Source organism: Streptomyces sp. NPDC013157 (assembly GCF_042899865.1).
In the GTDB taxonomy this organism is placed as follows: Bacteria; Actinomycetota; Actinomycetes; order Streptomycetales; family Streptomycetaceae; genus Streptomyces.
This window is the reverse complement of record NZ_JBIBAK010000032.1, coordinates 56,498-78,008: the sequence shown is the minus strand read 5'-3', so window position 1 is coordinate 78,008 and position 21,511 is coordinate 56,498. Positions and strand designations below refer to the sequence as shown.

23 protein-coding genes are annotated in these 21,511 nt (G+C 68.7%); 14 read left to right on the top strand and 9 right to left on the bottom strand.

Annotated elements, in window-relative coordinates:
* The first annotated feature begins 1,083 nt into the window (after nt 1-1,083).
* The 3 genes from ACFY6U_RS51200 to ACFY6U_RS51190 all read left to right on the top strand — a co-directional run bounded on the left by ACFY6U_RS51200 (nt 1,084) and on the right by ACFY6U_RS51190 (nt 5,363).
* Nucleotides 1,084-3,336, top strand: coding sequence for an MMPL family transporter (locus ACFY6U_RS51200; protein WP_390049911.1), 2,253 nt, complete (start codon nt 1,084-1,086; stop codon nt 3,334-3,336).
* A 132-nt stretch (nt 3,337-3,468) separates the two neighbouring features.
* Nucleotides 3,469-4,689 carry a sensor histidine kinase gene (locus ACFY6U_RS51195; protein ID WP_390049909.1) on the top strand — a complete coding sequence of 407 codons (1,221 nt, stop codon included), beginning with the start codon at nt 3,469-3,471 and terminating at the stop codon, nt 4,687-4,689.
* Nucleotides 4,686-5,363 (top strand): response regulator, encoded by a 678-nt coding sequence (locus ACFY6U_RS51190; protein WP_390049907.1) that lies wholly within the window; start codon nt 4,686-4,688, stop codon nt 5,361-5,363. Before ACFY6U_RS51195 ends, ACFY6U_RS51190 begins: the two co-directional genes overlap by 4 nt.
* Nucleotides 5,364-5,824: 461 nt before the next feature.
* Here ACFY6U_RS51190 and ACFY6U_RS51185 read toward each other — a convergent pair whose 3' ends face one another.
* Nucleotides 5,825-7,159 carry an aminomethyl transferase family protein gene (locus ACFY6U_RS51185; protein WP_390049905.1) on the bottom strand — a complete coding sequence of 445 codons (1,335 nt, stop codon included), beginning with the start codon at nt 7,157-7,159 and terminating at the stop codon, nt 5,825-5,827.
* Nucleotides 7,160-7,474: 315 nt separating this feature from the next.
* Between ACFY6U_RS51185 and ACFY6U_RS51180 the strand changes: the two genes are divergently transcribed.
* The 3 genes from ACFY6U_RS51180 to ACFY6U_RS51170 all read left to right on the top strand — a co-directional run bounded on the left by ACFY6U_RS51180 (nt 7,475) and on the right by ACFY6U_RS51170 (nt 8,888).
* On the top strand, nt 7,475-7,687 hold the full coding sequence (locus tag ACFY6U_RS51180; RefSeq protein ID WP_390049903.1) for a hypothetical protein: 213 nt from the start codon (nt 7,475-7,477) through the stop codon (nt 7,685-7,687).
* 227 nt (nt 7,688-7,914) lie between these two features.
* Nucleotides 7,915-8,409 (top strand): VOC family protein, encoded by a 495-nt coding sequence (locus tag ACFY6U_RS51175; protein WP_390049901.1) that lies wholly within the window; start codon nt 7,915-7,917, stop codon nt 8,407-8,409.
* A 272-nt stretch (nt 8,410-8,681) separates the two neighbouring features.
* Nucleotides 8,682-8,888, top strand: coding sequence for an IclR family transcriptional regulator C-terminal domain-containing protein (locus ACFY6U_RS51170; RefSeq protein ID WP_390049899.1), 207 nt, complete (start codon nt 8,682-8,684; stop codon nt 8,886-8,888).
* 36 nt (nt 8,889-8,924) lie between these two features.
* Here the strand turns inward: ACFY6U_RS51170 and ACFY6U_RS51165 are convergent, their stop codons facing one another.
* Together ACFY6U_RS51165 and ACFY6U_RS51160 are read right to left on the bottom strand one after the other, a co-directional pair.
* Nucleotides 8,925-9,482 (bottom strand): pyridoxamine 5'-phosphate oxidase family protein, encoded by a 558-nt coding sequence (locus ACFY6U_RS51165; RefSeq protein WP_390049897.1) that lies wholly within the window; start codon nt 9,480-9,482, stop codon nt 8,925-8,927.
* A 129-nt stretch (nt 9,483-9,611) separates the two neighbouring features.
* Entirely contained in the window at nt 9,612-10,370 is a 759-nt protein-coding gene (locus ACFY6U_RS51160; RefSeq protein ID WP_390049895.1) for a FadR/GntR family transcriptional regulator, read from the bottom strand.
* Between the two features lie 145 nt (nt 10,371-10,515).
* Between ACFY6U_RS51160 and ACFY6U_RS51155 the strand changes: the two genes are divergently transcribed.
* The 7 genes from ACFY6U_RS51155 (at nt 10,516) to ACFY6U_RS51125 (ending at nt 15,784) form a co-directional block, all read left to right on the top strand.
* Nucleotides 10,516-11,064 (top strand): flavin reductase family protein, encoded by a 549-nt coding sequence (locus ACFY6U_RS51155; RefSeq protein ID WP_390049893.1) that lies wholly within the window; start codon nt 10,516-10,518, stop codon nt 11,062-11,064.
* Nucleotides 11,065-11,127: 63 nt separating this feature from the next.
* Nucleotides 11,128-12,300 carry an acyl-CoA dehydrogenase family protein gene (locus ACFY6U_RS51150; RefSeq protein ID WP_330351258.1) on the top strand — a complete coding sequence of 391 codons (1,173 nt, stop codon included), beginning with the start codon at nt 11,128-11,130 and terminating at the stop codon, nt 12,298-12,300.
* A gap of 41 nt (nt 12,301-12,341) precedes the next feature.
* A complete protein-coding gene (locus ACFY6U_RS51145) occupies nt 12,342-13,187 on the top strand; it encodes a fumarylacetoacetate hydrolase family protein (RefSeq protein ID WP_390049891.1) in 846 nt (281 codons plus the stop codon).
* 54 nt (nt 13,188-13,241) lie between these two features.
* The gene (locus ACFY6U_RS51140; protein ID WP_330351260.1) at nt 13,242-14,162 is read left to right on the top strand and encodes a VOC family protein; all 921 of its coding nucleotides are present in this window, start codon (nt 13,242-13,244) and stop codon (nt 14,160-14,162) included.
* Nucleotides 14,163-14,178: 16 nt separating this feature from the next.
* Nucleotides 14,179-14,904 (top strand): EthD domain-containing protein, encoded by a 726-nt coding sequence (locus ACFY6U_RS51135; RefSeq protein ID WP_390049888.1) that lies wholly within the window; start codon nt 14,179-14,181, stop codon nt 14,902-14,904.
* Between the two features lie 110 nt (nt 14,905-15,014).
* Complete coding sequence (locus ACFY6U_RS51130; RefSeq protein ID WP_390049886.1) at nt 15,015-15,389, top strand: antibiotic biosynthesis monooxygenase family protein; 375 nt, start codon at nt 15,015-15,017, stop codon at nt 15,387-15,389.
* Complete coding sequence (locus tag ACFY6U_RS51125; RefSeq protein WP_390049884.1) at nt 15,386-15,784, top strand: antibiotic biosynthesis monooxygenase family protein; 399 nt, start codon at nt 15,386-15,388, stop codon at nt 15,782-15,784. The genes ACFY6U_RS51130 and ACFY6U_RS51125 overlap by 4 nt, the downstream gene beginning before the upstream one ends.
* A 433-nt stretch (nt 15,785-16,217) precedes the next feature.
* Here the strand turns inward: ACFY6U_RS51125 and ACFY6U_RS51120 are convergent, their stop codons facing one another.
* Nucleotides 16,218-16,490: a nickel-binding protein gene (locus ACFY6U_RS51120; RefSeq protein ID WP_390049882.1), complete on the bottom strand. Its 273-nt coding sequence runs from the start codon at nt 16,488-16,490 to the stop codon at nt 16,218-16,220.
* Between the two features lie 113 nt (nt 16,491-16,603).
* Between ACFY6U_RS51120 and ACFY6U_RS51115 the strand changes: the two genes are divergently transcribed.
* Nucleotides 16,604-17,404, top strand: coding sequence for an IclR family transcriptional regulator (locus ACFY6U_RS51115; RefSeq protein ID WP_390049880.1), 801 nt, complete (start codon nt 16,604-16,606; stop codon nt 17,402-17,404).
* A gap of 68 nt (nt 17,405-17,472) precedes the next feature.
* Here the strand turns inward: ACFY6U_RS51115 and ACFY6U_RS51110 are convergent, their stop codons facing one another.
* Genes ACFY6U_RS51110 through ACFY6U_RS51090 form a run of 5 tightly spaced genes read right to left on the bottom strand, consistent with a single transcriptional unit; the run spans nt 17,473 to nt 21,501 of the window.
* On the bottom strand, nt 17,473-18,123 hold the full coding sequence (locus ACFY6U_RS51110; protein ID WP_390049878.1) for an MBL fold metallo-hydrolase: 651 nt from the start codon (nt 18,121-18,123) through the stop codon (nt 17,473-17,475).
* 34 nt (nt 18,124-18,157) lie between these two features.
* Nucleotides 18,158-18,895 (bottom strand): maleylpyruvate isomerase family mycothiol-dependent enzyme, encoded by a 738-nt coding sequence (locus ACFY6U_RS51105; RefSeq protein WP_390049876.1) that lies wholly within the window; start codon nt 18,893-18,895, stop codon nt 18,158-18,160.
* Nucleotides 18,885-19,721 carry a fumarylacetoacetate hydrolase family protein gene (locus tag ACFY6U_RS51100; RefSeq protein ID WP_390049874.1) on the bottom strand — a complete coding sequence of 279 codons (837 nt, stop codon included), beginning with the start codon at nt 19,719-19,721 and terminating at the stop codon, nt 18,885-18,887. The genes ACFY6U_RS51105 and ACFY6U_RS51100 overlap by 11 nt, the downstream gene beginning before the upstream one ends.
* The gene (locus tag ACFY6U_RS51095; protein ID WP_390049872.1) at nt 19,718-20,809 is read right to left on the bottom strand and encodes a cupin domain-containing protein; all 1,092 of its coding nucleotides are present in this window, start codon (nt 20,807-20,809) and stop codon (nt 19,718-19,720) included. Before ACFY6U_RS51095 ends, ACFY6U_RS51100 begins: the two co-directional genes overlap by 4 nt.
* On the bottom strand, nt 20,806-21,501 hold the full coding sequence (locus ACFY6U_RS51090; RefSeq protein WP_390049870.1) for a class II aldolase/adducin family protein: 696 nt from the start codon (nt 21,499-21,501) through the stop codon (nt 20,806-20,808). The genes ACFY6U_RS51095 and ACFY6U_RS51090 overlap by 4 nt, the downstream gene beginning before the upstream one ends.
* Nucleotides 21,502-21,511 lie beyond the last annotated feature (10 nt).

Below are 21,511 nucleotides of genomic sequence, written 5' to 3'. Positions count from 1 at the left end.
GTGAGCACCGCTATGCGGAGGAGCACGTGGTGCAGGAAGCGGCATTCGCAGCCCTGGCGAAGGAGGCCTGAGGCCACGGTGCAAGGCGTGGATCCGGTTACCGGTACCCGCACCCTGAACAACCGACGCGAATGGCTGCATGCCCATCTCGACGCGGGGAGCCCCCTTCAACGCCATCTCGATCGACGACGCCCGAGCGGTGTACCCGCCTGAACGGTCGGGCCTTCCACGTGTTGGCGGATCGCTGCGTCCAGTGGCGTCGTCGCTGTCGCAGGTGGGCCCGGCCAGGACGGCGGGGACGTACTCGGAGCCGGTGCCGGGGTGGGTCCAGCCGCACCCCGGATCACCATTGTGAGACATCTCCGTCCCAGCTCGCCGACGCATCGTTGTGCCCAGCCTTTGAACAAGCCGCCGCGCCACCGACGCCGGGCGGTTCATAGTGGGCGTGCACTCACGCTGTGTCGTCGTCGGCGGGGCGGCTTCGCACGACCGGTCTCAAGCCGACAACAAGAACGTCGTAGGCCTGGATGGCTCGAAGCATGCTCCCGACGGATATGACCGTCAAGATTGACGTGTTGCCATTGACACGCCAGTCGCCAGTCGCCAGTTGCTGCGCTGCCTGGGCCCCGAGCCCCCATGACGGGGTGTCCGGACGGAGGAGCCAACCCAGCAGCCAGTTGGGCGCCACCTCCAAACCCGGTCCTTTGGGACCAGGTCAAGTTGACTACGGGCGGGCCGACCCGTTCGTCGGAACTGCTCAGCGGGGCCGGCCCCGGACCCCACTCGCCTGCCATCGTGATCGCCGCCTCCGACGTACATCGGTCGTCAGCCCTGTCCACGCGAACCATGTCCTCCTCAAGCAGTATGTGAGCCTCGCCGGACGGGCGGGATCTCCTCCAGCGGCAGTACCGCGATTGCGTGCCGAGCGACGATGCCGATGAGCGGCCGCTGCACGAAGGATGGCTCCACGCATCCCGCCCCCGCGCAGGCGGTGGACTGCTTCCACGCTGTCCCGGTGGCCTGCCGTGCCTTGCGGCCCTGCACGTCGCCCACTGCTGAGATCCAGACTGGAGAGCCCCCTTCGTGGCCATGTTTCTCTATCGACTGGGCCGAGTGTCGTTCCACAAACGACACTGGTTTCTGTTGCTCTGGGCGGCGGTACTCGCCGTCGCCGTCTTCGGCGCGGTCAAGGCCCCGGCCGCGCCCGAGCAATCCATGTCCCTTCCCGGAACCGAGTCCCAGAAGGCCTACGACCTCCTGGACCAGCGCTTCCCGAACAGCGGGAGCTCCAACGGGGCCACCGCACGGCTCGTCTTCGTCGCGCCGCACGGGCAGAAGATCACCGCGGCCGGAAACAAGGCCGCGATTGAACACACGGTGCGCGAGATTGCCGACGGCAGCCAGGTGAAGAGCGCCCTCGATCCCTTCACGACGCATTCCGTGAGCAAGGACGGCACCACCGCGTACGCCGTCATCAACTACGCGAAGGCGAACAGCGACCTCACCGACGCCACGACCTCCGCGCTCAAGGGCGCGGCGCAGGACGCCCGTGACGCCGGTCTGACCGTGGAGATCGGCGGCGACGCCTTGTCGCAGATGGCGACCCCCGGCAGCACCGAGGGGATCGGCGTCGCCGTCGCGGCGGTCGTCCTGCTGATCACCTTCGGGTCCATCGTGGCAGCGGGCCTACCGCTGATCACCGCGCTGCTCGGCATCGGTACGGGCGTCGCCGTCATCACGGCGGTCGCCAGCACCATCGGCTTCTCGTCCACGACCACCACGCTGGCGCTGATGATCGGGCTCGCGGTCGGCATCGACTACGCCCTGTTCATCCTCTCCCGTTACCGATCCGAACGGGCGGAAGGGAGGGATCCGCAGGAAGCCGCCGGGAGGGCCGTCGGCACGGCGGGCTCCGCCGTGGTCTTCGCCGGCCTCACCGTGATCATCGCCCTCGTCGGCCTGTCCGTCGTCGGTCTGTCGTTCCTCACCAAGATGGGTCTGGCAGCCGCGTTCACGGTTCTGGTCGCGGTGCTGATCGCCCTGACACTCCTGCCCGCGCTGATCGGGTACGCCCCGAACGCCGTGCTGCCCCGGTCCGTGCGCAAGAAGGCCGAGAAGGACAAGGGGAGCGAGTCGGGCCGGACTCCCGCGGACGGGGCCCGCACGCCGGAGAAGCCGAGCCCGAGCACACGCTGGGCTCGCTTCGTGATCCGCCGGCCCCTGCTCGTGCTCCTGTTCGGTGTGGTGGCTCTGGGTACCTGTGCGGTGCCGGCGCTCGATCTCCAACTGGGAAATCCGGGCGACGAGTCGAAGCCCACGTCCACCACCGAGCGCCGTGCCTACGACGACCTGTCCAACGCCTTCGGCCCTGGCTTCAACGGTCCGCTCACCATCGTCGTGGACGCCAGGAACTCCGACGACCCCAAGGCCGCGGCCACAACCGTCGCCGACGATCTCAAGGCGACGCACGGCGTCGTCAGCGTGACCGAGCCCAGGTTCAACAAGGCGGGCGACACGGCCATGTTCACGGCCACCCCGTCGACCGCTCCCAGCAGCACCAAGACCAAGAACCTCGTGCACACCATCCGGGACGAGGCCGACGACATCAAGGCCTCCACCGGCGCGGACATGCTGGTCAGCGGCTCCACCGCCGTGAACATCGACATGGCCGACAAGGTCACCGGCGCGATCCTGCCCTACCTGGCAGTGGTCGTCGGGCTGGCCTTCCTGCTCCTGATGGTGGTCTTCCGTTCGGTCCTCGTTCCCCTGAAGGCGGCGCTCGGCTTCGTGCTGTCGGTGTGCGCGGCATTCGGCGTGATCGTGGCGGTCTTCCAGTGGGGCTGGCTCGCCGACCTGCTCGGCGTGCAGACCGTGGGACCGATCTCCAGCATGATGCCGATCTTCCTGATCGGCGTGGTCTTCGGCCTGGCCATGGACTACGAGGTCTTCCTCGTCACGCGCATGCGCGAGGCATACGTCCACGGCGAGCGGCCCGGACAGGCGATCATCACCGGGCTCCGGCACAGCGGCAGGATAGTCGTGGCCGCGGCCGTGATCATGATGTCGGTCTTCGCCGGTTTCATCGGGCTGAGCGATTCGACGATCAAGATGGCGGGGCTCGGTCTCGCCTCGGCCGTCTTCTTCGACGCGTTCCTGGTGCGCATGACCGTCGTCCCGGCGCTGCTCGCGCTCCTCGGGGACAAGGCCTGGTGGCTGCCGGGCTGGCTGGGGAAGGTCCTGCCGAACGTGGACGTCGAGGGTGAGAAGCTGAACCGCCTCAAGCCGGTTCCGGCCGCCGCGATCCATGAGGCCGAGCAGGAGCCGGGCCGCGTCTGACCGACTGGTTGGGAACGGAGCGGTGGGCCGCCCTCGAGTAAAGGGCGGCCTGCCGCTCCCGCTCGGAGACGCGGTTGAGAACGTGCATGCCGGTGAGCAGGGAACACAAGGGACACGGTGGAGAGACGCATCATGATCAGTGACTGGGGGAGCACCTCCCGCCGCCACCGACATGTGACGGACGGTGCCCTGGCCGTGGCCACCTTCGCTCTGGGGATCCTGGGGAGCGCCGTACCCCCCGAGCACCCCACATATCTGCACGTGCCCGACACGTTCGCGGTGGTGGTCAGCGCCCTGGGGTCCGCGTCCTTGCTCCTGTACCGCGATCGCCCGCGGCTGACGACGGGGCTCACCACGGTGTGCGCGCTGTCTCTGGCACTCGCAGGTGAGCAGCTCAACCCCCTCATCCAGGCACCGTGTCTGGCGGCGCTCTTTCTCCTCGCGCTCCGCACCGATCGACGTACGGCCCGTATCGGAGCAAGCGCGACCGCTGCGACGGTGCTTGCGGCTTCGATGGTCCACGGCCCCGTATTCCCCTGGGAGATCTTCATCATCGGGCTGATCTCGTGGACGCTGCTGCCCGCGGCCATGGGAGACGCCATGCGCAGCAACACCGAGTACCTCGCCGCCGCCGAGGCCCGGGCCGAACTCGCCGAGCACACACGGGAGGAGGAGGCGCTGCGCCGGGTGACCGAGGAACGCATCCGGATGGCCAGGGAGCTCCACGACGTCGTCGCCCATCACATCGCGCTCGCCGCCACGCAGGCACGTACGGTCACGTACCTCATGCGGCACCACCCGGAGCGCGCGCCGGAGATGATGGAGAATCTGTGCGACTCCACCGACGAAGCGCTGCGAGAACTCCGAGCGACCGTCGGCCTGCTGCGCCAGCGCGGTGACACCGACTCCCCACGAGAACCGGCCCCCGGACTCGCCCAGCTTCCGGACCTGCTGCGATCCTTCGAGCGCGCGGGCCTGAGTGTGGAGGTCACCACGGAGGGGGAAGCGCAGCCGTTGTCGCCCGGTGTGGATCTGACCGCCTACCGGATCATCCAGGAAGCGCTGACCAACGTCACCAAGCACGCCGACACCGCCGGCGCCAGGGTGCATCTCGCGTACGCCCGACGCTGGGTGACGATCACCGTCGTCGACGAGGGCAGCCCCGGCCTCCCCGCATCCCCGCCCGGCCGCGTGTCAGGCTACGGGCTGATCGGCATGCGGGAACGCGCACAGTCCGTCGGCGGCCGGCTGCAGGCCGGGCCCAGGGAGGAGGGCGGCTTCACGGTCACGCTCGGACTGCCGATGCGCAGGACGGCACAGCACCCGAGCTCCGAGGAGGTACCTCAGCAGTGACCATTCGCGTACTGCTCGCCGACGACCAGGCCCTTGTCGTCGGCACGTTCCGCATGCTGATCGATCTGCAGGAGGACTTCGACGTCGTAGGGGTCGCGGCCAACGGCCAAGAGGCCGTCGACCTGGCCCGCGCGACCCGCCCCGATGTCGTGGTGATGGACATCCGCATGCCGGTGCTGGACGGGTTGGCGGCGACGGCCGAGATCTGCTCGGACGTGTCACTGCGTACCACGAAGGTCCTCGTGCTCACCACCTTCGAGACCGACGAGTACGTCGCCGAGGCCATCCGCGCGGGGGCGTCCGGATTCGTTGGTAAGGGCATCGGACCGGAGGAACTCCTCGCGGGCATCAAGACGGTGGCCGGCGGGGACGCGCTACTGTCGCCCGCCGCCACTCGAACACTGATCTCCCACTTCCTCGCCGCGCCCGGGGCCACGGGACCCACCGTTCGTGGCGCGGATGCGCTTCCCGAACTCACCGCGCGCGAACGGGAGGTGGTCGCCGAGGTGGCGGGTGGCCTGTCAAACGACGAAATCGCGGAGAAGCTCTACGTGAGCCCGCTGACCGTCCGCAGCCACGTCCAGCGCGCCATCATGAAGCTCGACGTGAGAGACCGGGCCCAGCTCGTGGTCCGGGCTTACCAGTCCGGTCTGGTTCAGGCCAGTCGCGAGTAGAGCCTGAGCGGACGGCCATGCCACTGGCACGGCTCGTGCGCGTGTGAGTACTCGGCCGTGGATCGTGGCCTATGGCCTATGGGCGTTGGTCGGGCCGCCGCCGGCGCCCTTGCGGGGAAGTCGAGATCCGCATGTCGTAGTTCGCGGATGCACCTAAGTTCAGGTGATCGTGGGCGGCGCGGCGCCGGTAAAAGGGCCAGTCGACGGTGGGGGTGCCGGACAGGCGCAGCAAACGTCATGGGGCCGGCGCCGTCCATGCGTACGCCCGACTGCACGTACGTGGAATCATCGACGCCACGACGGCGACCGCGAGTCCGTTCTCGACCGCATGGGCTTCCGCCGCCTCGACGACGCGCTTCGCGTCTTCGAGGGAAAGCGTCAACTTCTGTTGCATGTGCTCATGGACCTTTCGGTGGTTGAACGCCTGACACGATGACGCAGCCTGTCTGGTCCCGGACGACTCAGTCGTTCGCGCGATACCGGGTGCGGGCGTACTCGTTGTACGGGGCGGGCTGCACGGTCGCCTTGATGCGTTCGAAACCCAGCTCGGCCTCGGGAGCGGTGTCAGGGCCGGGGTGCTCACCCCACACGAACGTCACCTCCGTGCCGGGCACGGCGTACTTCTTGTCGACCAGCGCCACCGCCAGGGCGGTTCCGAGTGGGGCGATGTGGCCGGTGTTGCAGGCCATTCCGACAACCTCGTCGTCCGCCTCCACGCGGTAGCGGGACTGCGTCGCCAGGAACCCCGGCTCGGCACCCCACACCCGGTGCACGTCGGCCTTGTCGAAGACCAGCGTGACGCGCTCGCGCGCCACGTCGTGCTGGGCCACTTCCAGAGCACGGCGGCCCACGAAGTCATGTCCGAACGAAATCAGCCTGCCGTACCCCAGCTCGTAGGGGGTCGCGTAGTAGTCCTCGATGTTCTCCGAGAAGAAGCTGCCTCGAAGCGGATTCAGCCCCTCGAAGGACATCGCTGGGAGCGACTCGCGGTACTTCCGCAGCCCCGGTGCGCTGTAGATGCCGGCGACCGGCATCGGTATCCAGCCGCTCTCCAAGGCGTTCGTCGAGTAGGCCAGCGCGCCCACCTGGACGAGGCCGAACGACTCACCGGCCTCGAGCAGCGCCTCCTTGACGAACTCGCCGTCCTTCCACAGGCCGATGAACTCGTAGCCGGGCTGCCCGGTCATGCCGTGCCGCAACGCCTTGAAGGTGCGGCCGCCGAGCGTGACAGGGGTCGCGTGGAAGAACTTCGTCTTGGGCAACGGTCCGCCGAAGACCCGCGCGACCAGGTCCAAGGCGTGTGGCCCCTGGAGCTGGTACCGGAACAGGACCGGATCCGCGCCGCGGCGCGTCATCGAGTTCGGGTCGTGCGAGAACGAGACGTCGTAGTCACCGGTCGCACCGTGGTGCCTGATCCACGACAGCGAGTAGGGCACCCCGCTCATCGTGAACTTCTCCGCACCGTCACGGCTCAGGATGGCATCACCGACCAGGTATCCGTCGTCGGTGACCACGATGATCTGTTTCGCCTGGCCGATCGCGAAGCTGGCGTAATCGTTCGCGCTGTGCTCCGAGAGGAGCCGGTGTGCGTCGGGGCCTTCGATGAAGAGGTCGTCCATGTGATGGCACAGATCGGAAAGGGCCACGGTCTCGTACGCCGCCGCCTGTTCCTCACGCCATCCCCGGAACTCGGCCGGCACCACCGGAGGCAACCATTGCGGCGCGTTCGGCTTCCAGAGCAGCCGGACGGGAGAACCGGCTCGGTCAATGGCTTCCTGCAGGGTCGGGACTGCCATGTGTGTACCCCTTGTCCAAGGCTTCGGGCAGTGAGCGACTACTCGCGATCGCGCCTGCGCATGACGATGCCGTCGGCACGGTGAAGTCGGCGATGGTCGGCTGACACCCGGGCCAGGCAGGCTCTCGGAAGGTGCCTCCAGCGGTCATCGACTGCATCGTCGGCGCCTCCTTCATGCGACCAAGCCCATGTGTGACGCACTGGCAACACGATTGCCAACTATCTATGCGACAGTCACAGACTCGATAGGGCGTTCTGTATAGCAGATGAGCTATCTGTAGTACAGACAGCGGGTGACGACGAGTTGCGTCTGGCGTTGAGTCAGAAGGCGCCGTCCGCGTCACGCGTCATCACCCAGATCTGCTTCGATGCGAGCACCGCGATCGACTGGGCACGCCGAGTGCACCGGCGCCATCCCGACCTGGACGTGGTGGGGGGAGTGCCGGCCCTGGTGAACTGGCGGAAGCTGCTGCGCATCTCCGCGAGTTCCGGGCTCGCCGCACTGCTCGCCCGTCTGGGCGACCACTGAACTCACGGACGAGAAGCGGCTCATGGGCCACACAGACGCAGGCATCGACGCGGACCAGGGCCGGCTGTTCGTGTCCGGGATGGGCGGTCGAGGCGTTCTGCGCGCGCAGAGGCGCAAAGCACATGTGGTGTGCACCTCTTCTTCATTGACCGGTGTGAACGGCGACTCATACGCTAGTTGCGTGTATCAGGATCAGAGTCCTGCTTAACGAGACATAGGGGTAGAGCATGGCTATCACCGGACTCGGTCACACCGGACTGTGGGTGTACGACCTGCCGAAGATGCGGGACTTCTACGAGCGCGTCATGGGGCTGGCGGTGACCGACGAGGACGAGGACTTCGGGATCGTGTTCTTCAGCGCGCGACCGCACGAGGAGCACCACGAGTTCGTGCTCCAGACCGGGCGCACGTCGCGCATCGGTGACAAGCAGCAGCATCAGATCTCGTGGCGCGTGGAGTCCGTGGAGGACCTGCGAGTCTTCCACCGACGGTTCGAGGAGGAAGGGGTCGAGGTCCAGCAAGAGGTGACGCACGGCAACGCCCTCGGCATCTACTTCTTCGACCCGGAGGGCAACCGCAACGAGGTCTACCTCCGTATCGAGCGGGACGTGCGGCAGCCCTTCCGCAAGACCATCGACTTCTCCCTCTCGCCCGAGGAGATCTATGCGGAGGCCGAACGGCTGCTCAACGACGGTGGCGCCGCCTATCAGCCGGTCCAGTAGCGGCTCGCGGTAACGGCTGCACCCGGCGGAGGCCATTCCCTGCCCACGTACGACGTCCTGCAGGACAGGACGACAACAGGCGGCGGCGGCCCGACCGGGCAGTACCGGGAGCGCAACTCGACTGCCGACCGGGCCTTGGAGCGAGATCGCCCTCCCCGTGATGAGGAACCTGTCCACGGCAGTCGGTGAGACGGTGCTCCTCACCCGTCGTGCCGGCGGGGCCGCCATCTGCGTGGAGCGCTGCGAGGCGGCCCATCCGGTACGGATCTCCTATGAGCGCGGCAGCGTCCGCGCGCACCTTGATGGACATCCTGGGCATCGCCACCCCTGTCCGCGGAGCCTCCGGGACCATGGAGGCCGCGTTGAGTGTGGCCGCCCTGGAACACCGGATTCCGGACCGGCGGCTCGACGAGGTGGTCGCAGCCGTGCGCGACGCCGCCGAACACATCGGCAGTCGGCCGGCGATGGTCGGAGACTGAACCGTTTCCGGCCCCGGCCCGGGGGAGGCATCGGCCTCAGTCCGAGGGGAGGAAGAGCTCCTTGTAGGGGTGCACGGCGGTCAGACTCCTCCCGTCGGTGCTGAAGTCCAAGACCGTCCGCCACATCAGTCCCACCCTGTGGTCCGCCCACACGGCCTGAACGGGATCGATACGGAAGAAGGCCTGCTGCCCTTCTTCCGGACCTCGGACGTTCTCGAACAGGCCCGAGTCCGCCGCCCACGGAAACTGCTCACGGCTGAGGCGAGCGGCCAGGGCGATCTCGACCGGCTCGACCACCAGCGTTGCCCGACCCTTGACCTGGAGGGAGCGGGTCTCGAAGCGTTCGTCGTAGCCCCCTGACGGCAGGTGGCTGACAACATAGCTGACGCGGTCGTCGGCGACCATCTCCGAGCGCTTGCGGGTCTGGGCGAAGGTGTGCATGTAGACGCGCAGTCCGTCGGCGGCGATGTGCATCGCCGAGGCGGACGGGGAGCCGCCGTCGTCCAGTACGGCCAGGGTGGCGATCTCCTCGGTACGCAGCAGCTCGGTGAGCGCTGCTGCGATCTCTTCCAGGCTCGGCTCTGTTCGGGACATCACGCCTCCACAGGGGTGTGAGAAAGACGGCGGCAGGGTCTGGTCGCCTGACCGATGAAATAGGACGATGGTCCTCCTATGCAAGACGCGTGCAGGCAGTCGTCGCGTCCGACCGCGGATGATCCTGGGTCAGTCCGCGCCGGCGGCCGTCGTCGTGTCCGTCGTCGTGTCGTGTTCCGCGACCAGCTGCATCAACGCCTCCTCCTCGCGTTTTTCGAGGGTGTCGACCAGCGCGGCGTGCAGCCTGCACCGGTCCCGGATGTGCTGCGTCAGGGCGACGCCCCCTTGCGGGCGGACGTCCAGCGCGTGCCGCTCGACCACCTCCAGAAGAGCCACGTACAGCGAGCACAGGAGTGCGTTCGGGGTGATGTCGGCGACTCTGGCGTGGAGGCGCCAGTTGGCCCGCACGAACGCGTCGACATCGCCCGCCTCGACAGCCGCGTCCATCGGTTCGAGATGGAGCCGCAGATCCTTGATGTCCGCCGGCGAGGCGTGCCACAGGGCGTCCTGCCACAGCAGGGGCTCCAGCGCGTTGCGGATGCGCAGAGCCTGGGTCACGTCCGCCTGGGAGGTGTCCAGGGCCAGGACGGAGTGGGCGAGCCTCGCCATCGGGGTCTGCTCGGCGGCGAACAGGCCGCCGCCCGGTCCGCGTTGCACGGTGACGACTCCTCGCGTCTGGAGCAGGCGGAGCGTCTCGTTGAACGTTCCGACCGAAACCCCGCAGCGGGCACGGAGTTCGTCCTTCGTCCCCAACCGGGTCCCGGGGGTGACCCGCGACGCGAGTTCGGCCACGAGGTCGGCCGCCGCTTCCGCACGCGACGCGCCCCCCGCCTGCCCCCAGTCGGCGCGTCGCAGTGCCGGCGGGTCGGCACTCCTGTCATTGGCCACGTCCTGCTCCTCGCGTCGCGTGCTCTCGCCGTCTGCCGGCACCGTCGGTCCATCCTGCGTCGTGTCGTCGTTGATTCATTATGACGAATAGCCTCCCACCTCTTGACGTCGTGCGAAACAGGGATGCAACATCACCATAATCATCATGACGAATGGAGATCCCATGGTCCCCGTCCTCGGTGAGCAGGAATTCCGTGACCTCATGGCAGGCGTCTGCGCACCGGTCACGATCGTCACCGCCACGGCCGAGGGCCGCCCCCACGGCACGACGGTCAGCGCCTTCGCGTCGCTGTCACTGCGGCCCCCCATGGTCACCGTGGCACTCGATCGCGGTTCCGCAGTCCTGTCTCACATCACCGCGACCGGACGCTTCGGCGTCAACGTCCTCGCCCGCACCCAGGACGACCTCGCTCTGGGGTTCGCCCGCCGTGGCACCGACCGCTTCGCCGGCGTCGACTGGCAGTTCGATCACGGTCTGCCTCGCCTTGGCTCCGCCCCAGGGTGGCTGGTGTGCGAGGTGAGCCAGGTGGTGGAGGGCGGTGACCACCTGCTGCTGCTCGGCACGGTCACCCATGCCCGGACCACCCCGGCACCGCCGCTCGTCTACGGATACCGGACCTTCGGCACCCACTCCGGCTACGGGGACCGCCCGCGGCACACCATCCGCGAGCAACTCGCCGCCTTCGCCCGCTGACCCCTCCCCACCGCCCCGGCCAGGACTCGCGCCCCGCCGACCGACAAGAAAGAGCGCCCCACCATGACGACTCATGACGACCTCGTCGCCCGTGCCGTGGCCCTGCAGCCGCTGCTGCGCGAGCATGCGGCGGCCACCGAGACCGACCGGCGGGTACCGGATGCCGTGATCGACGCGCTCACCGAAGCCGGGCTGCTCAAGCTCTCCATCCCGAAGCGGTACGGCGGACACCAGACGTCCATGCGCACCATGGTCGACGTGTCGGCCGCCCTGGCGGAGGGTGACGGGTCGACCTCCTGGGTCGTCACCCTCGTCAACGTGTGCAACTGGCTCACCAGCCTCTTCCCTTCCAAGGCGCAGGACGACGTGTTCGGGGCCAACCCGGACGCCCGGGTCACGGGGGTGCTCACCCCGACCGCCACGAGCGTCAAGGTCGAGGGTGGCTGGCGGCTGTCCGGCCGCTGGTACTACAACTCCGGTTCGCCGCACTCCGACTGGGCCGTGCTCGGCGTGCCCCTCACGGACGAGGACGGTGAGGTGGTCGACCAGGGGCTGGTCCTGGCCCCGCGCGGCGACCTGTCCCTGGAGGACACCTGGTTCGTGGCCGGCATGAAGGGCACCGCCAGCAACTGCCTCATCGCCGAGGACATCTTCGTCCCCGAGCACCGCGTCATGTCCGTGCCCGCCGCCATCGAGGGCAACTACCCCACGGAGCACACGGACGAGGTCCTCTCCCGTTCGGGATTCGTCCCCGTCCTCTCCCTGGTCCTGGCCGGCCCGCAGCTCGGACTCGGCCGCGCGGCACTGAAGTACGTGACGGAGAAGGCCACCCGCAAGCCCATCTCCTACACCTTCTACGAGACGCAGGCCGAGTCGGTTGCCGTGCAGCTGCAGATCGCGGAGGCGGCCCAGCGGATCGACACCGCCACGCTGCACGCCCACCGCGCAGCCGCCGACATCGACACGGCCGCGCAGAACGGCACCTACCTCGACTTCACCGAGCGCGCCCGTGTCCGCGCGGACACCGGCTGGGCCATCCAGAACGTACTCGGAGCGATCGACACACTCGTCAGCGTGCACGGCGCAGCCTCCTTCGCCGAGGTCAACCCGCTCCAGCGGATCTGGCGCGACGCCAACACCGCCGGCCGTCACGCGGTCGCCGCGCCGACCGTCGCCATGGAGGTCTACGGCAAGGCCCTGCTCGGCATCGACGAGAAGATCACCCCCCTCGTGTGACCAGGTCACACCAGCATCCCCGTCTCCCCAAGGAGCAGCACGTGCGTACCGCCAACCTGTCCGGGCGTCTTGTCATCATCAAGGACGACGAGACCGCCGTGGACGTGGAACAGGCCAGCAACGGCCTGTTCGGCCCCGACCCCCAGGGCGTCTATGCGCGCTGGGCCGACTTCCGCGCCTGGGCGGCCGGCGCCTATCTTTCCGGAGGGCGGCCCTTCACCGCCGCAGAACTGGGTTCGCCCGCCCCGGCCCCGCGTCAACTGCTCGCGGTGGGCCTCAACTACCGGGCGCATGCCGACGAGTCCGGCTTCGCCGTCCCCGACACGCTGCCGCCCGTGTTCACCAAGTACGTCTCCAGCATCACCGGTCCCGTCACCGAGGTGCGGCTGCCGGAGGGCGGTCACACGGACTGGGAGGTCGAGCTCGTCGCCGTCATCGGCGAGCACGCCTACCGCGTCGGCGAGGACGACGCCTGGCGGTACGTCGCCGGACTGACGGCGGGCCAGGACATCTCGGAACGCATCACCCAACTCCAGGGCCCTGCCCCCCAGTTCGGTCTGGGCAAGTCCTTCCCGGGCTTCACCCCGATGGGTCCCTACCTGGTCACTCCGGACGCGTTCGCCGACTCCGACGACATCGAACTGGGCTGCACGATCAACGGCGAAGAGGTGCAGAAGGGCCGCACCCGCGACCTCGTCTTCTCCATACCCGCTCTCGTGTCCCGGCTGTCGCACATCGTGCCGTTGCTCCCCGGGGACGTCATCTTCACCGGCACCCCGGCGGGCGTCGGCCTGGGCCGCACCCCCCAGCGCTGGCTCACCGACGGCGACGTCCTCGCCAGCCACATCGAGGGCATCGGCGAACTGCGTCAGACCTTCCGCGCCTGAGCGCGGCTCAGCCCCCCCCCGCATCCAGACCCTTTAGCGCCCTGGAGTTCCACCATGGCCCTGCATCGTCTCTCCTCGATCGTCATGGGTGTCCCCAACACCCACGAGACGATCGCCTACTACACCGACTTCGGGCTGGCGCCCGAGTCGGACGGCTGGTTCAGCACCCGCGACGGAGGCCGCCAGCTGCGCGTCGTCCACGCGCCGACCCGCCGTCTCGTCGAGCTCACCGTCGGAGTCGACACCCCCGACGATCTCGCCGCGACCGCGGCGAGGCTCGAACGGCTCGGTGTTCCCTCCGACTTCGACGACAAGACGCTCACGGCGTACGAGAAGATCACCGGCGTGCGCGTGGTCCTGCGCGTCGAACCCCGCGTCCACCAGCCGGAAATCCCGGCCACCCCCTACAACGGCCCGGGACGGTTGGAGCGCGTGGGAACGCGCGCGCCCGGAATCGAGCGGGTCACGCCCGTCCGCCCCCGGAAGCTGGGGCACGCCGTCCTGGGCACCACGGACTTCGAGGCCACCACCGGCTTCTTCCTCGAAGGACTCGGCTTCAAGCTGTCGGACCGGATGGGTACCGTCGGTGCCTTCATGCGCTGCTCCACCGACCACCACAACGTCCTCGTCCTGTCGGCGCCGGTGCCGTTCCTGCACCACACCTCCTGGCAGGTCGACGACGTCGACGAGGTCGGGCGCGGTGCCAAGGCCATGCTGGACGACCATCCCGAACGGCACGTCTGGGGCCTCGGCCGCCACCACGTCGGCTCCAACTTCTTCTGGTACCTGAAGGACCCGGCCGGCAACTTCTCCGAGTACTACTCCGACCTGGACTGCATCGTCGACGACCAGCTCTGGAAGCCCGAGGTCTTCGAAGGGGCCAAAGGCCTGTTCAACTGGGGGCCGCCCCTGCCGCCCTCCTTCCTCAAGCCGGACGACCTGGCCGAGCTGATGACCGGCTCGCACAGCGGCTGAGTCCGGGAAGCGCGCTGTGTCCAAGGAGTATCTGGTGCTCACCGCCAGGGACCCCGACAGACATGTCGAGTGTCAGGACTACGTGATCCACCGTCACGCGCAGGCGGTCATGAGTCACCGTGCCTTCCAGGGAGTGTTCAAGCGGTACGTCGCGCATCGGCCGGTCCGACTCGGCGTCCGCACGGACTCGCGTCATCTCTATGACGCACGTCCCGACATCCCTTTGATCGTCGAGCATGTCTGCGAGGACGCCTCACTCTTCCGTCGGGCGCTCCAGGACGATGACCACAAGGCGGCGATCAAGCCCGACGAGGAGTACATAGGCCGGGAGTTCCTGAGCGGGCCCCCGATGGTGATCGAGACGACGGAGACGGAGATCTTCGCGGGGTCAGGCGCCGGCCTGTTCCACGTCTTCGACTTCCGGAAACGCCATCCCGAAACCAGTCCGGACGGCTTCTCCTCCTGGCTCGACGAAGAAGGCAGCGCCCTCGCCGCTTCAGCTGAGTTCAGGTCGGTGGTCTCCCGGCGCGTCCACAGCCTCGTCAGCAAGGACGAGGCGGTCTACGCGGAGGACGGCGGCACCGGTGCCTCTACGGGCCGGGCGTACGACGCCGGCACCGAGACGTGGACGGACTCCTTGGAAGACCTGGCTCGCGCCTGCACCCGGAGACGTGGACGAGGCACAAGGGACGCGTGGACGCCGTGTCGAGCTTCTCCCTCGTCACCGCCGAGCACGTCCTGATCGCCGACCGGCGCTGAGGGGTGACCCTTCGCCTTCATCGGGTCCGACGACCTGGCCGGTCCGATGGCTGGTTCGCACAGCAGACAGCCAGACACCTCAGAGGAGTTCACATGATCGAGCTCAGGGATCTCGAGGTCTCGACGCCGTTCCTGGCACAACTCCAGGCCGCGGACGACGGACAGCCCGTCACACTCGTCAACGCCTTCGTCGCCCCGGAAGGGAAGATCGACGAGGTCATCGACGTCTGGCGCCAGGACTCCGTCATCATGAAGGCGCAGCCCGGCTTCATCTCCGCCCAGCTGTACCGGGGCATCGGCGACAGCCGCATCCTCACCAACGTGGCCGTCTGGGAGAACCTGACCTGCCTCCGGGACGCGTTCATGCGCGAGGAGTTCCAGAAGACGCTCACGCTCTACCCCGACGAGTCGATCGCTCACCCGACCGTGGTGCGCAAGGTGGCGGTTCCTGGGGTGTGTGTCGCATGACCTCTCATACCGCGGGCTCGGGCGACCTCACGTTCTTCGAACTCGATCCCGGACAGGACTTCTTCACCCAGGTGGCCCTCGACAGCGGCCCTTGCACGCTCCTCGACATCGTGGTGTCTCCGCCGGGAGCGCACGACGCGGTCCTGGAACAGTGGCGCCGCCACGCGGACCACATGGTGACTCAGCCCGGGTTCATCCGCGCCCAGCTGCATCGGTCGACGGGCGCTGACGGGGACACGATCGTCAACCTGGCCGTCTGGGAGTCCCCCGCCGCGCTCCTCGCCGCCGTCACCACACCTGAGTTCGCTGCCATCGCGACGGAGTACCCGGCGGGTGCGGTCTGCACACGTCAGCTCCTGGCCGAGGAGGCGGTCGAGGGTATCTGCGTGGCATGAGCCGACCCGTGGTGGCCGCGCCGCACGGCCACCACGGGTCACTGCCAAGGCCCGCGCAAGGCGTCCGAACGCCTTGCGCGGGCCTTGTGCGTGGCGGGGCCCACCGACCGGCGCCGGCCCCGGCGAAGGGAGACATGAGGTGGGCGGCGCCGCCGGGGTGACACCCGGCTTGCTCTCCCAGGTCAGGTCGGCGGGGAGAGGCATGATCGGACGGGGCAGGATCGTGTCGTCGCAGGAGTGGATGAGGTGCGTCAGCCGCGGGTCCCAGTCGTAGCCACGTCCGTCCGCCTCTGCCTCAGCGGATGCCATTCCCTCAAGTGTCCGTCGTCGTGGTCCATCCCCGGACGCATCGGCCGGTGACGGGATGCAGTTCGAACGGGCCGCCCCCTCCGCGCTCCCGCTTGCGAGGGGGCGGCCCCGCTCTGTCGGCTGATCAGGCCTTCCCCACCATCTGGGCCAGTTCCGCGGCGCTCTGGCTGAAGTCGATCTCGTGGATGGCGTCGAAGGGGAAGCCGACCCGCTCGAACTCCGCCTCGACGGCCTTGGCGTTCTCGGCCTCGTAGACGGTGACGATGAACCCGGTGTCGGTGTTCACGTACAGATGCCGGAAGGTCGCGTGCACCTGCTGGGCGACCTCGGGCGCGTTGCCCGCGATCTCCTCCTCGGAGAGGCCCGGCGCCTGGTGAAGGCTCAGGTACAGAGGCATGGCAGTACTCCTTCGTTCGTGCAATGTATCATGATGCAGAACACTGTCCCGTTCACTGAAACGTAATGGCAAGACTCGTGGGGTCTGGACATCCCTGCGCTACTGTGCTCTGCGTGGATCAGACATCGGGGACCAACAGCGACGAGCCCAACTCCGCCAGCCGCCCGGCAGGCCTCATCGGAGCCGTCGACAACGTGCTGCGCCTGCTGCGCATGTTCGAGAACCATGAAATGATCCGGGTCAACCAGGTGGCCCGGGACATGGGCCTGTCGCGGTCGACGGTCCACCGCATGCTGGCCACGCTCAGCCACCACAACTTCGTGGCGCAGGACGAGTTCTCCCGCGCCTACAAGCCCGGCCCCGCGCTTGTGGACATCGGCCTGTCGGTCGTCGCGAACATGGACATCCGCGCCATCGCACACGGCGCCCTCGTGCGCCTGCGGGACGAGACCGACGAGACCGTGCAGCTGGCCACCCTCCGGGGCACGGAGGTCCTGTACATCGACAGTGTCGAGAGCAACCAGGTCGTACGGACCAGCAGCCGTACCGGCTGGACGCTCCCGGCCCACGCGACCGCCGCGGGGAAGGCCCTGCTCGCGGAGCTCGGTGACGAGGAACTGGAGGCCCGCTATCCCTCGGAGGAACTGCAGGCCCCCACGTCGCGTGCCCCCCAGACGCGGGAGGAACTCCGCAAACAACTGGCCGACGTGCGGCTGCGCGGCTACGCGGTCAACGACGCGGAAAGCGAGGCCGACGTCAGCGCGGTCGCGGCGGTGGTCCGCGACAAGCACGGCCGGCCCCGGGCGGCCGTAGCCACGACGGCGCCCCGGTCTCGGGTCGACGACAACTGGATCACCGCCGCGGCGTCTGCGACGGTCCGCATCGCACGCGAGCTCAGCGACCGCATCGACTGACGAGTTCGCCCGCGCGTCGGTGGCCCCGGGCCAGGCTCGGAGCCGCCGACGGGAGCGACGTGCGTCCCTCACACAGCCGTCGCCGCGGCGTGGTCGAGAACCTGGACGGTGCATCGCTCGGGGCCCAGGTTCCGGAACAGCTGCTGGTGCAGTTGCTGATGGACGGCGGCCAGTCCTGCCTGGTGGATGGGGATCGCGACGCGGGGGGCCACGACCCGCAGGTAGTCGATCGCCTCGCTCGCCTTCATCCACGGGCCTCCGGTCGGCAGGAGCAGGATGTCCACCGGCTGCGGCGAGAGGACGAAGGCGTCGCCCGGGTGGAGCAGCCGGTCGTCGACGAGATAGCCGTTGTTGTGGGTGCAGGGCAGGTCGGGGTGGATGACCGCGTGGTCGCCGGCCAGCACCTGAACAGGAACCTCGGCGACGGTGACGGTGTCTCCCTCACCGACGGTCTCGTGCGCCAGCCCGGCGTCCTGCAGAAGCTTGCCGCTGCCAGGGTCCGCGATCAGCCGGGCAGCGGGGTTCTGGGCCAGCAGCGGTGCCAGCCGGGCGACGTCGACATGATCGGGGTGCTCATGGGTGATCAGTACGGCATCGAGGTCGCGTACGCCTTCGAAGTCGGTCGAGTAGGCGCCCGGATCGAAGAGCAGCCGGACGGTGCCGGCGTCGCGCTCGATCTCGACCAGGACGCAGGCGTGTCCGAAGTGGGTGATCTTCATGGTGTACTCCGATGGGCGGGAGGAATCGTGGGTGTCACAGCCACGGGGGCAGGAGGGGGAGACCGGGCGGTGAACAGGTGAGGCCGATACCGGGGGCACGTCCGGTGAGCCAGCCCAGGAGCTCGGCGGTGGTGCCCTTCACCTCCGTCATGCTGCCGAGAGGTTTGCTCGGCCGGGTCATCAAGGGTGTACCGCCCGGCTGGGTGCGAATGATCAGGGCCGGGCAGCCGTCGCGTCCGGCCAGGGTGGTGACGACGTCAGGGAGCAGCGCCGTGGCCAGGGCGTCGGGGAGTGTGCCGAACGTGACGCCTGTGCCCAGGTCGACGAGGTGGATCCATACTTCGCGGATGCGCAGCCACGGGACGAGGGACGCCGGGACCGTACGGCCCTGCGCGGTGCGGACGGTCCGTGCCCAGGCCGCTTCCGGCATCCCCGCCAGGGAGTCCTGAAGCCGAGCGGCGCTGTCGTGGACGTCCTTGAGAAGCACCTGCGCGGAACGCTGAGCGCCTTCCTCGATGTCGCGCAGCCGCCCGGACGCACCGTGCGGGTACATCGGCGTCTCCACGCCCGTGGTGGCCCAGGTGACCAGGTTGTTCAGGGCGTCGGCGTTGCGGGCCAGGTGCGTGAGCAGGTGGGCCGTCGTCCAGCCGGGAAGAGCCGACGGACCGCTCACCCAGGTTTCGGGTGCCTGGTCCAGTTCGGCGTCGAGCAGGCTTGTGCCCGCCGCGAGCCATTCGAGCAGGAGCGGGCGGGGTGCGGGTTCACGCGCCATCGGGCTTCTCCTGGACGCAGTGGTTACGGCACTCACCGAGTCCCTCGATCCGGGTGGTGAGGAGGGTTCCGTCGCTGAGGTATTCCTTGGGCTCGCGGGCATGGCCCACGCCGCCGGGAGTGCCGGTGGCGATGACGTCCCCGGGTTCGAGGGTGATGATCGTCGACAGGTAGGACACCAGGGCGGCCGGGTCGAAGACCAGGTCACCGGTGTCGGCCTTCTGTTTGGTCTCGCCGTCGACCACGGTGGTGAGCCGACGCGAGCCGGTACCGGCCTCGTCCGCGGTCACCAGGACCGGTCCGAACGGCGTGGTGGCCTCGAAGTTCTTGCCCTGCAGCCATTCCTTGGTGCGGTACTGCCAGTCCCGGGCCGTGACGTCGTTGAGGACCGAGTAACCGGCGATGAGCCCCGCGGCCTCCGCCACGGAGACGTTGCGGGCACGTGCCCCGACGACGACCGCCATCTCGCCCTCCCAGTCCACGGCCTGTGAGGCGGCCGGCAGCACGATGTCGTCGTACGCACCGATGAGGACGGCGGGGAACTTGGCGAACAGCGTGGGGTATTCGGGGAGGTCACGTCCCATCTCGGTGATGTGCGTGCGGTAGTTCAGGCCCACGCAGAAGATCTTCTGCGGGCGGGGAACGACGGGCGCGTAGTCGAGTGTCTCCAGGGCGTGCCGGGTGCCGTCGGCGGCGGCGGCGAGCTCCTGCCAGCCGTCTTCGGCGAGCAGCGCGCCGACATCCGGGTGACCGGTCTCCACCGCCTCCGTCTGGTCGATGCGGACGGCGGCCGTGCCGGAGCCGGTGCGGATGGTGGCGAGCTTCACGAGTACTCCCTGCGGGCGAGGTTGAGGCGTTCGAAGACGGGGGCGTCGCTGAATCGGAAGAGGTCCAGGTCGGTGCCGGCCTCGATGGAGACCTCGCACCACGACGGCACGGCGATGACGTCGCCCCGAACTACGTCGGTGCGGGTGCCGTTCAGGCTGATCACGCCGGACCCGTCGAAGACCTGCCACACGCTGGAACCGGTCTCGCGGACAGGTGCCGTGCGCTGACCGGCGGCGATCCTGTGCATCTCGGTGCGCAGTGTGGTGAGCGCGTCGGACCCCGTGGTGGGGTTGGTGAAGCGCACGGCGGCGTGGCCGGGTTCCAGAACCCCCGGGTGCCCCTCGGCGGCGACTTCGAGCTGGGCGGCCAGGGCCGCGTCGGTGTGTTCCCAGCGGTAGGCGGCCAGGGGGGAGTTGGGTGTGTCCTGCTCCGTCGCCGAGACCGGCCGCAGGCCCGGGTGGCCCCACACCCGCTCGGAACGGGAGCGGTGCGGGGTGGAGCGGTCGCTCACACCGTCCTCGCCGAACTCGAAGAAGCCGGTGTCGGTGGCGGAGACGAACGGGATGTCCAGGCCGTCGAGCCAGGCCATCGGCCGGGGGTGCGGGTTGTGGTGCCCGTGGAACTGCCAGCCCGGTGTGAGCAGGAGGTCACCCCGGCGCATGGCCACGGGATCTCCGTCGACGACGGTCCACACGCCCTCGCCTTCGAGGACGAACCGGAAGGCGTTCTGGCTGTGCCGGTGGGCCGGGGCGACCTCGTTCGGGCCGAGGTACTGGATGGCCGCCCACAGGGTGGGTGTCGCGTACGGCAGCCCGGGCAGGCCCGGGTTGGACACGGCGATCGCCCGGCGCTCGCCCCCGCGTCCGACCGGGACGAGGTCGCCCGCGCGGGCCGCCAAGGGGTAGAGGTCGCCCCAGTGCCAGATGTGCGGAACGGCCTGGGGCTCGGGCGTCATCGGCATGAGGCCCTCGCGCTCGGTCCACAGCGGGATCAGCCCGAACCGGCTGAAGCCCTCGTACAGCTCCTTCTCGGCGGCGCTGGCCTCGGCCTCGTCCGAAGGCGTAGGGGGTATCTGCGTCTGCGTCATCGATCATTCCTCTCCGCGAGCCGCTGCAGGTAGTTCCAGCCGGCCTCGCGTTGCGTGGGGTTCCACACCTGGTCCCGCTTGAAAGCGGCCTCCTCGCTGTCGGACCACACCTTCGGTCCGCCGGCGGCCATGGCCATCAGCTGCGTACGGCACGCCCGCTCCAGCAGGACGGCGTTCATCACCGCGGCCGCCGCGTCCGGACCGACGGTGACAGCGCCGTGCTGCGGCATGAGGACCGCGGGAGCGTCGCCGAGCGTCGTGGCGAGCGCGGCACCGAGTTCGGCGGTCGCGATGAGCGCTCCCGTCTCGGTGAAGCGGGGCAGTTGCGGATCGCAGAACACGACGCCGTCGTGCGAGATCGGCCGCAGCGGCACGTCGAGGGAGGCGAAGGCGCTCAGCGCGGGTGCGTGGGTGTGGACGACACAGCCGACGTCCGGCCGCCGCGCCATGATCTCGGTGTGGATCGGGAACTCGATGTGCCGCTTGCCCTCGCCGTGGAGGACCTCGCCGGCACGGCTGACCAGCAGCACCCGCTCGGCGTCGATCTCCTCGAACCCCCAGCCGGAGGCCTTCATCCACACGCCCTCGCCGTCGGGGTCACGGATGGCCGCGTGCCCCCACACCATGTCGGTCAGGCCCGCTGCCGCCAGGGCGCGACTGGCACGGACGGTCTCGTCGATCTCTTGCTTCATCACGGTCCTC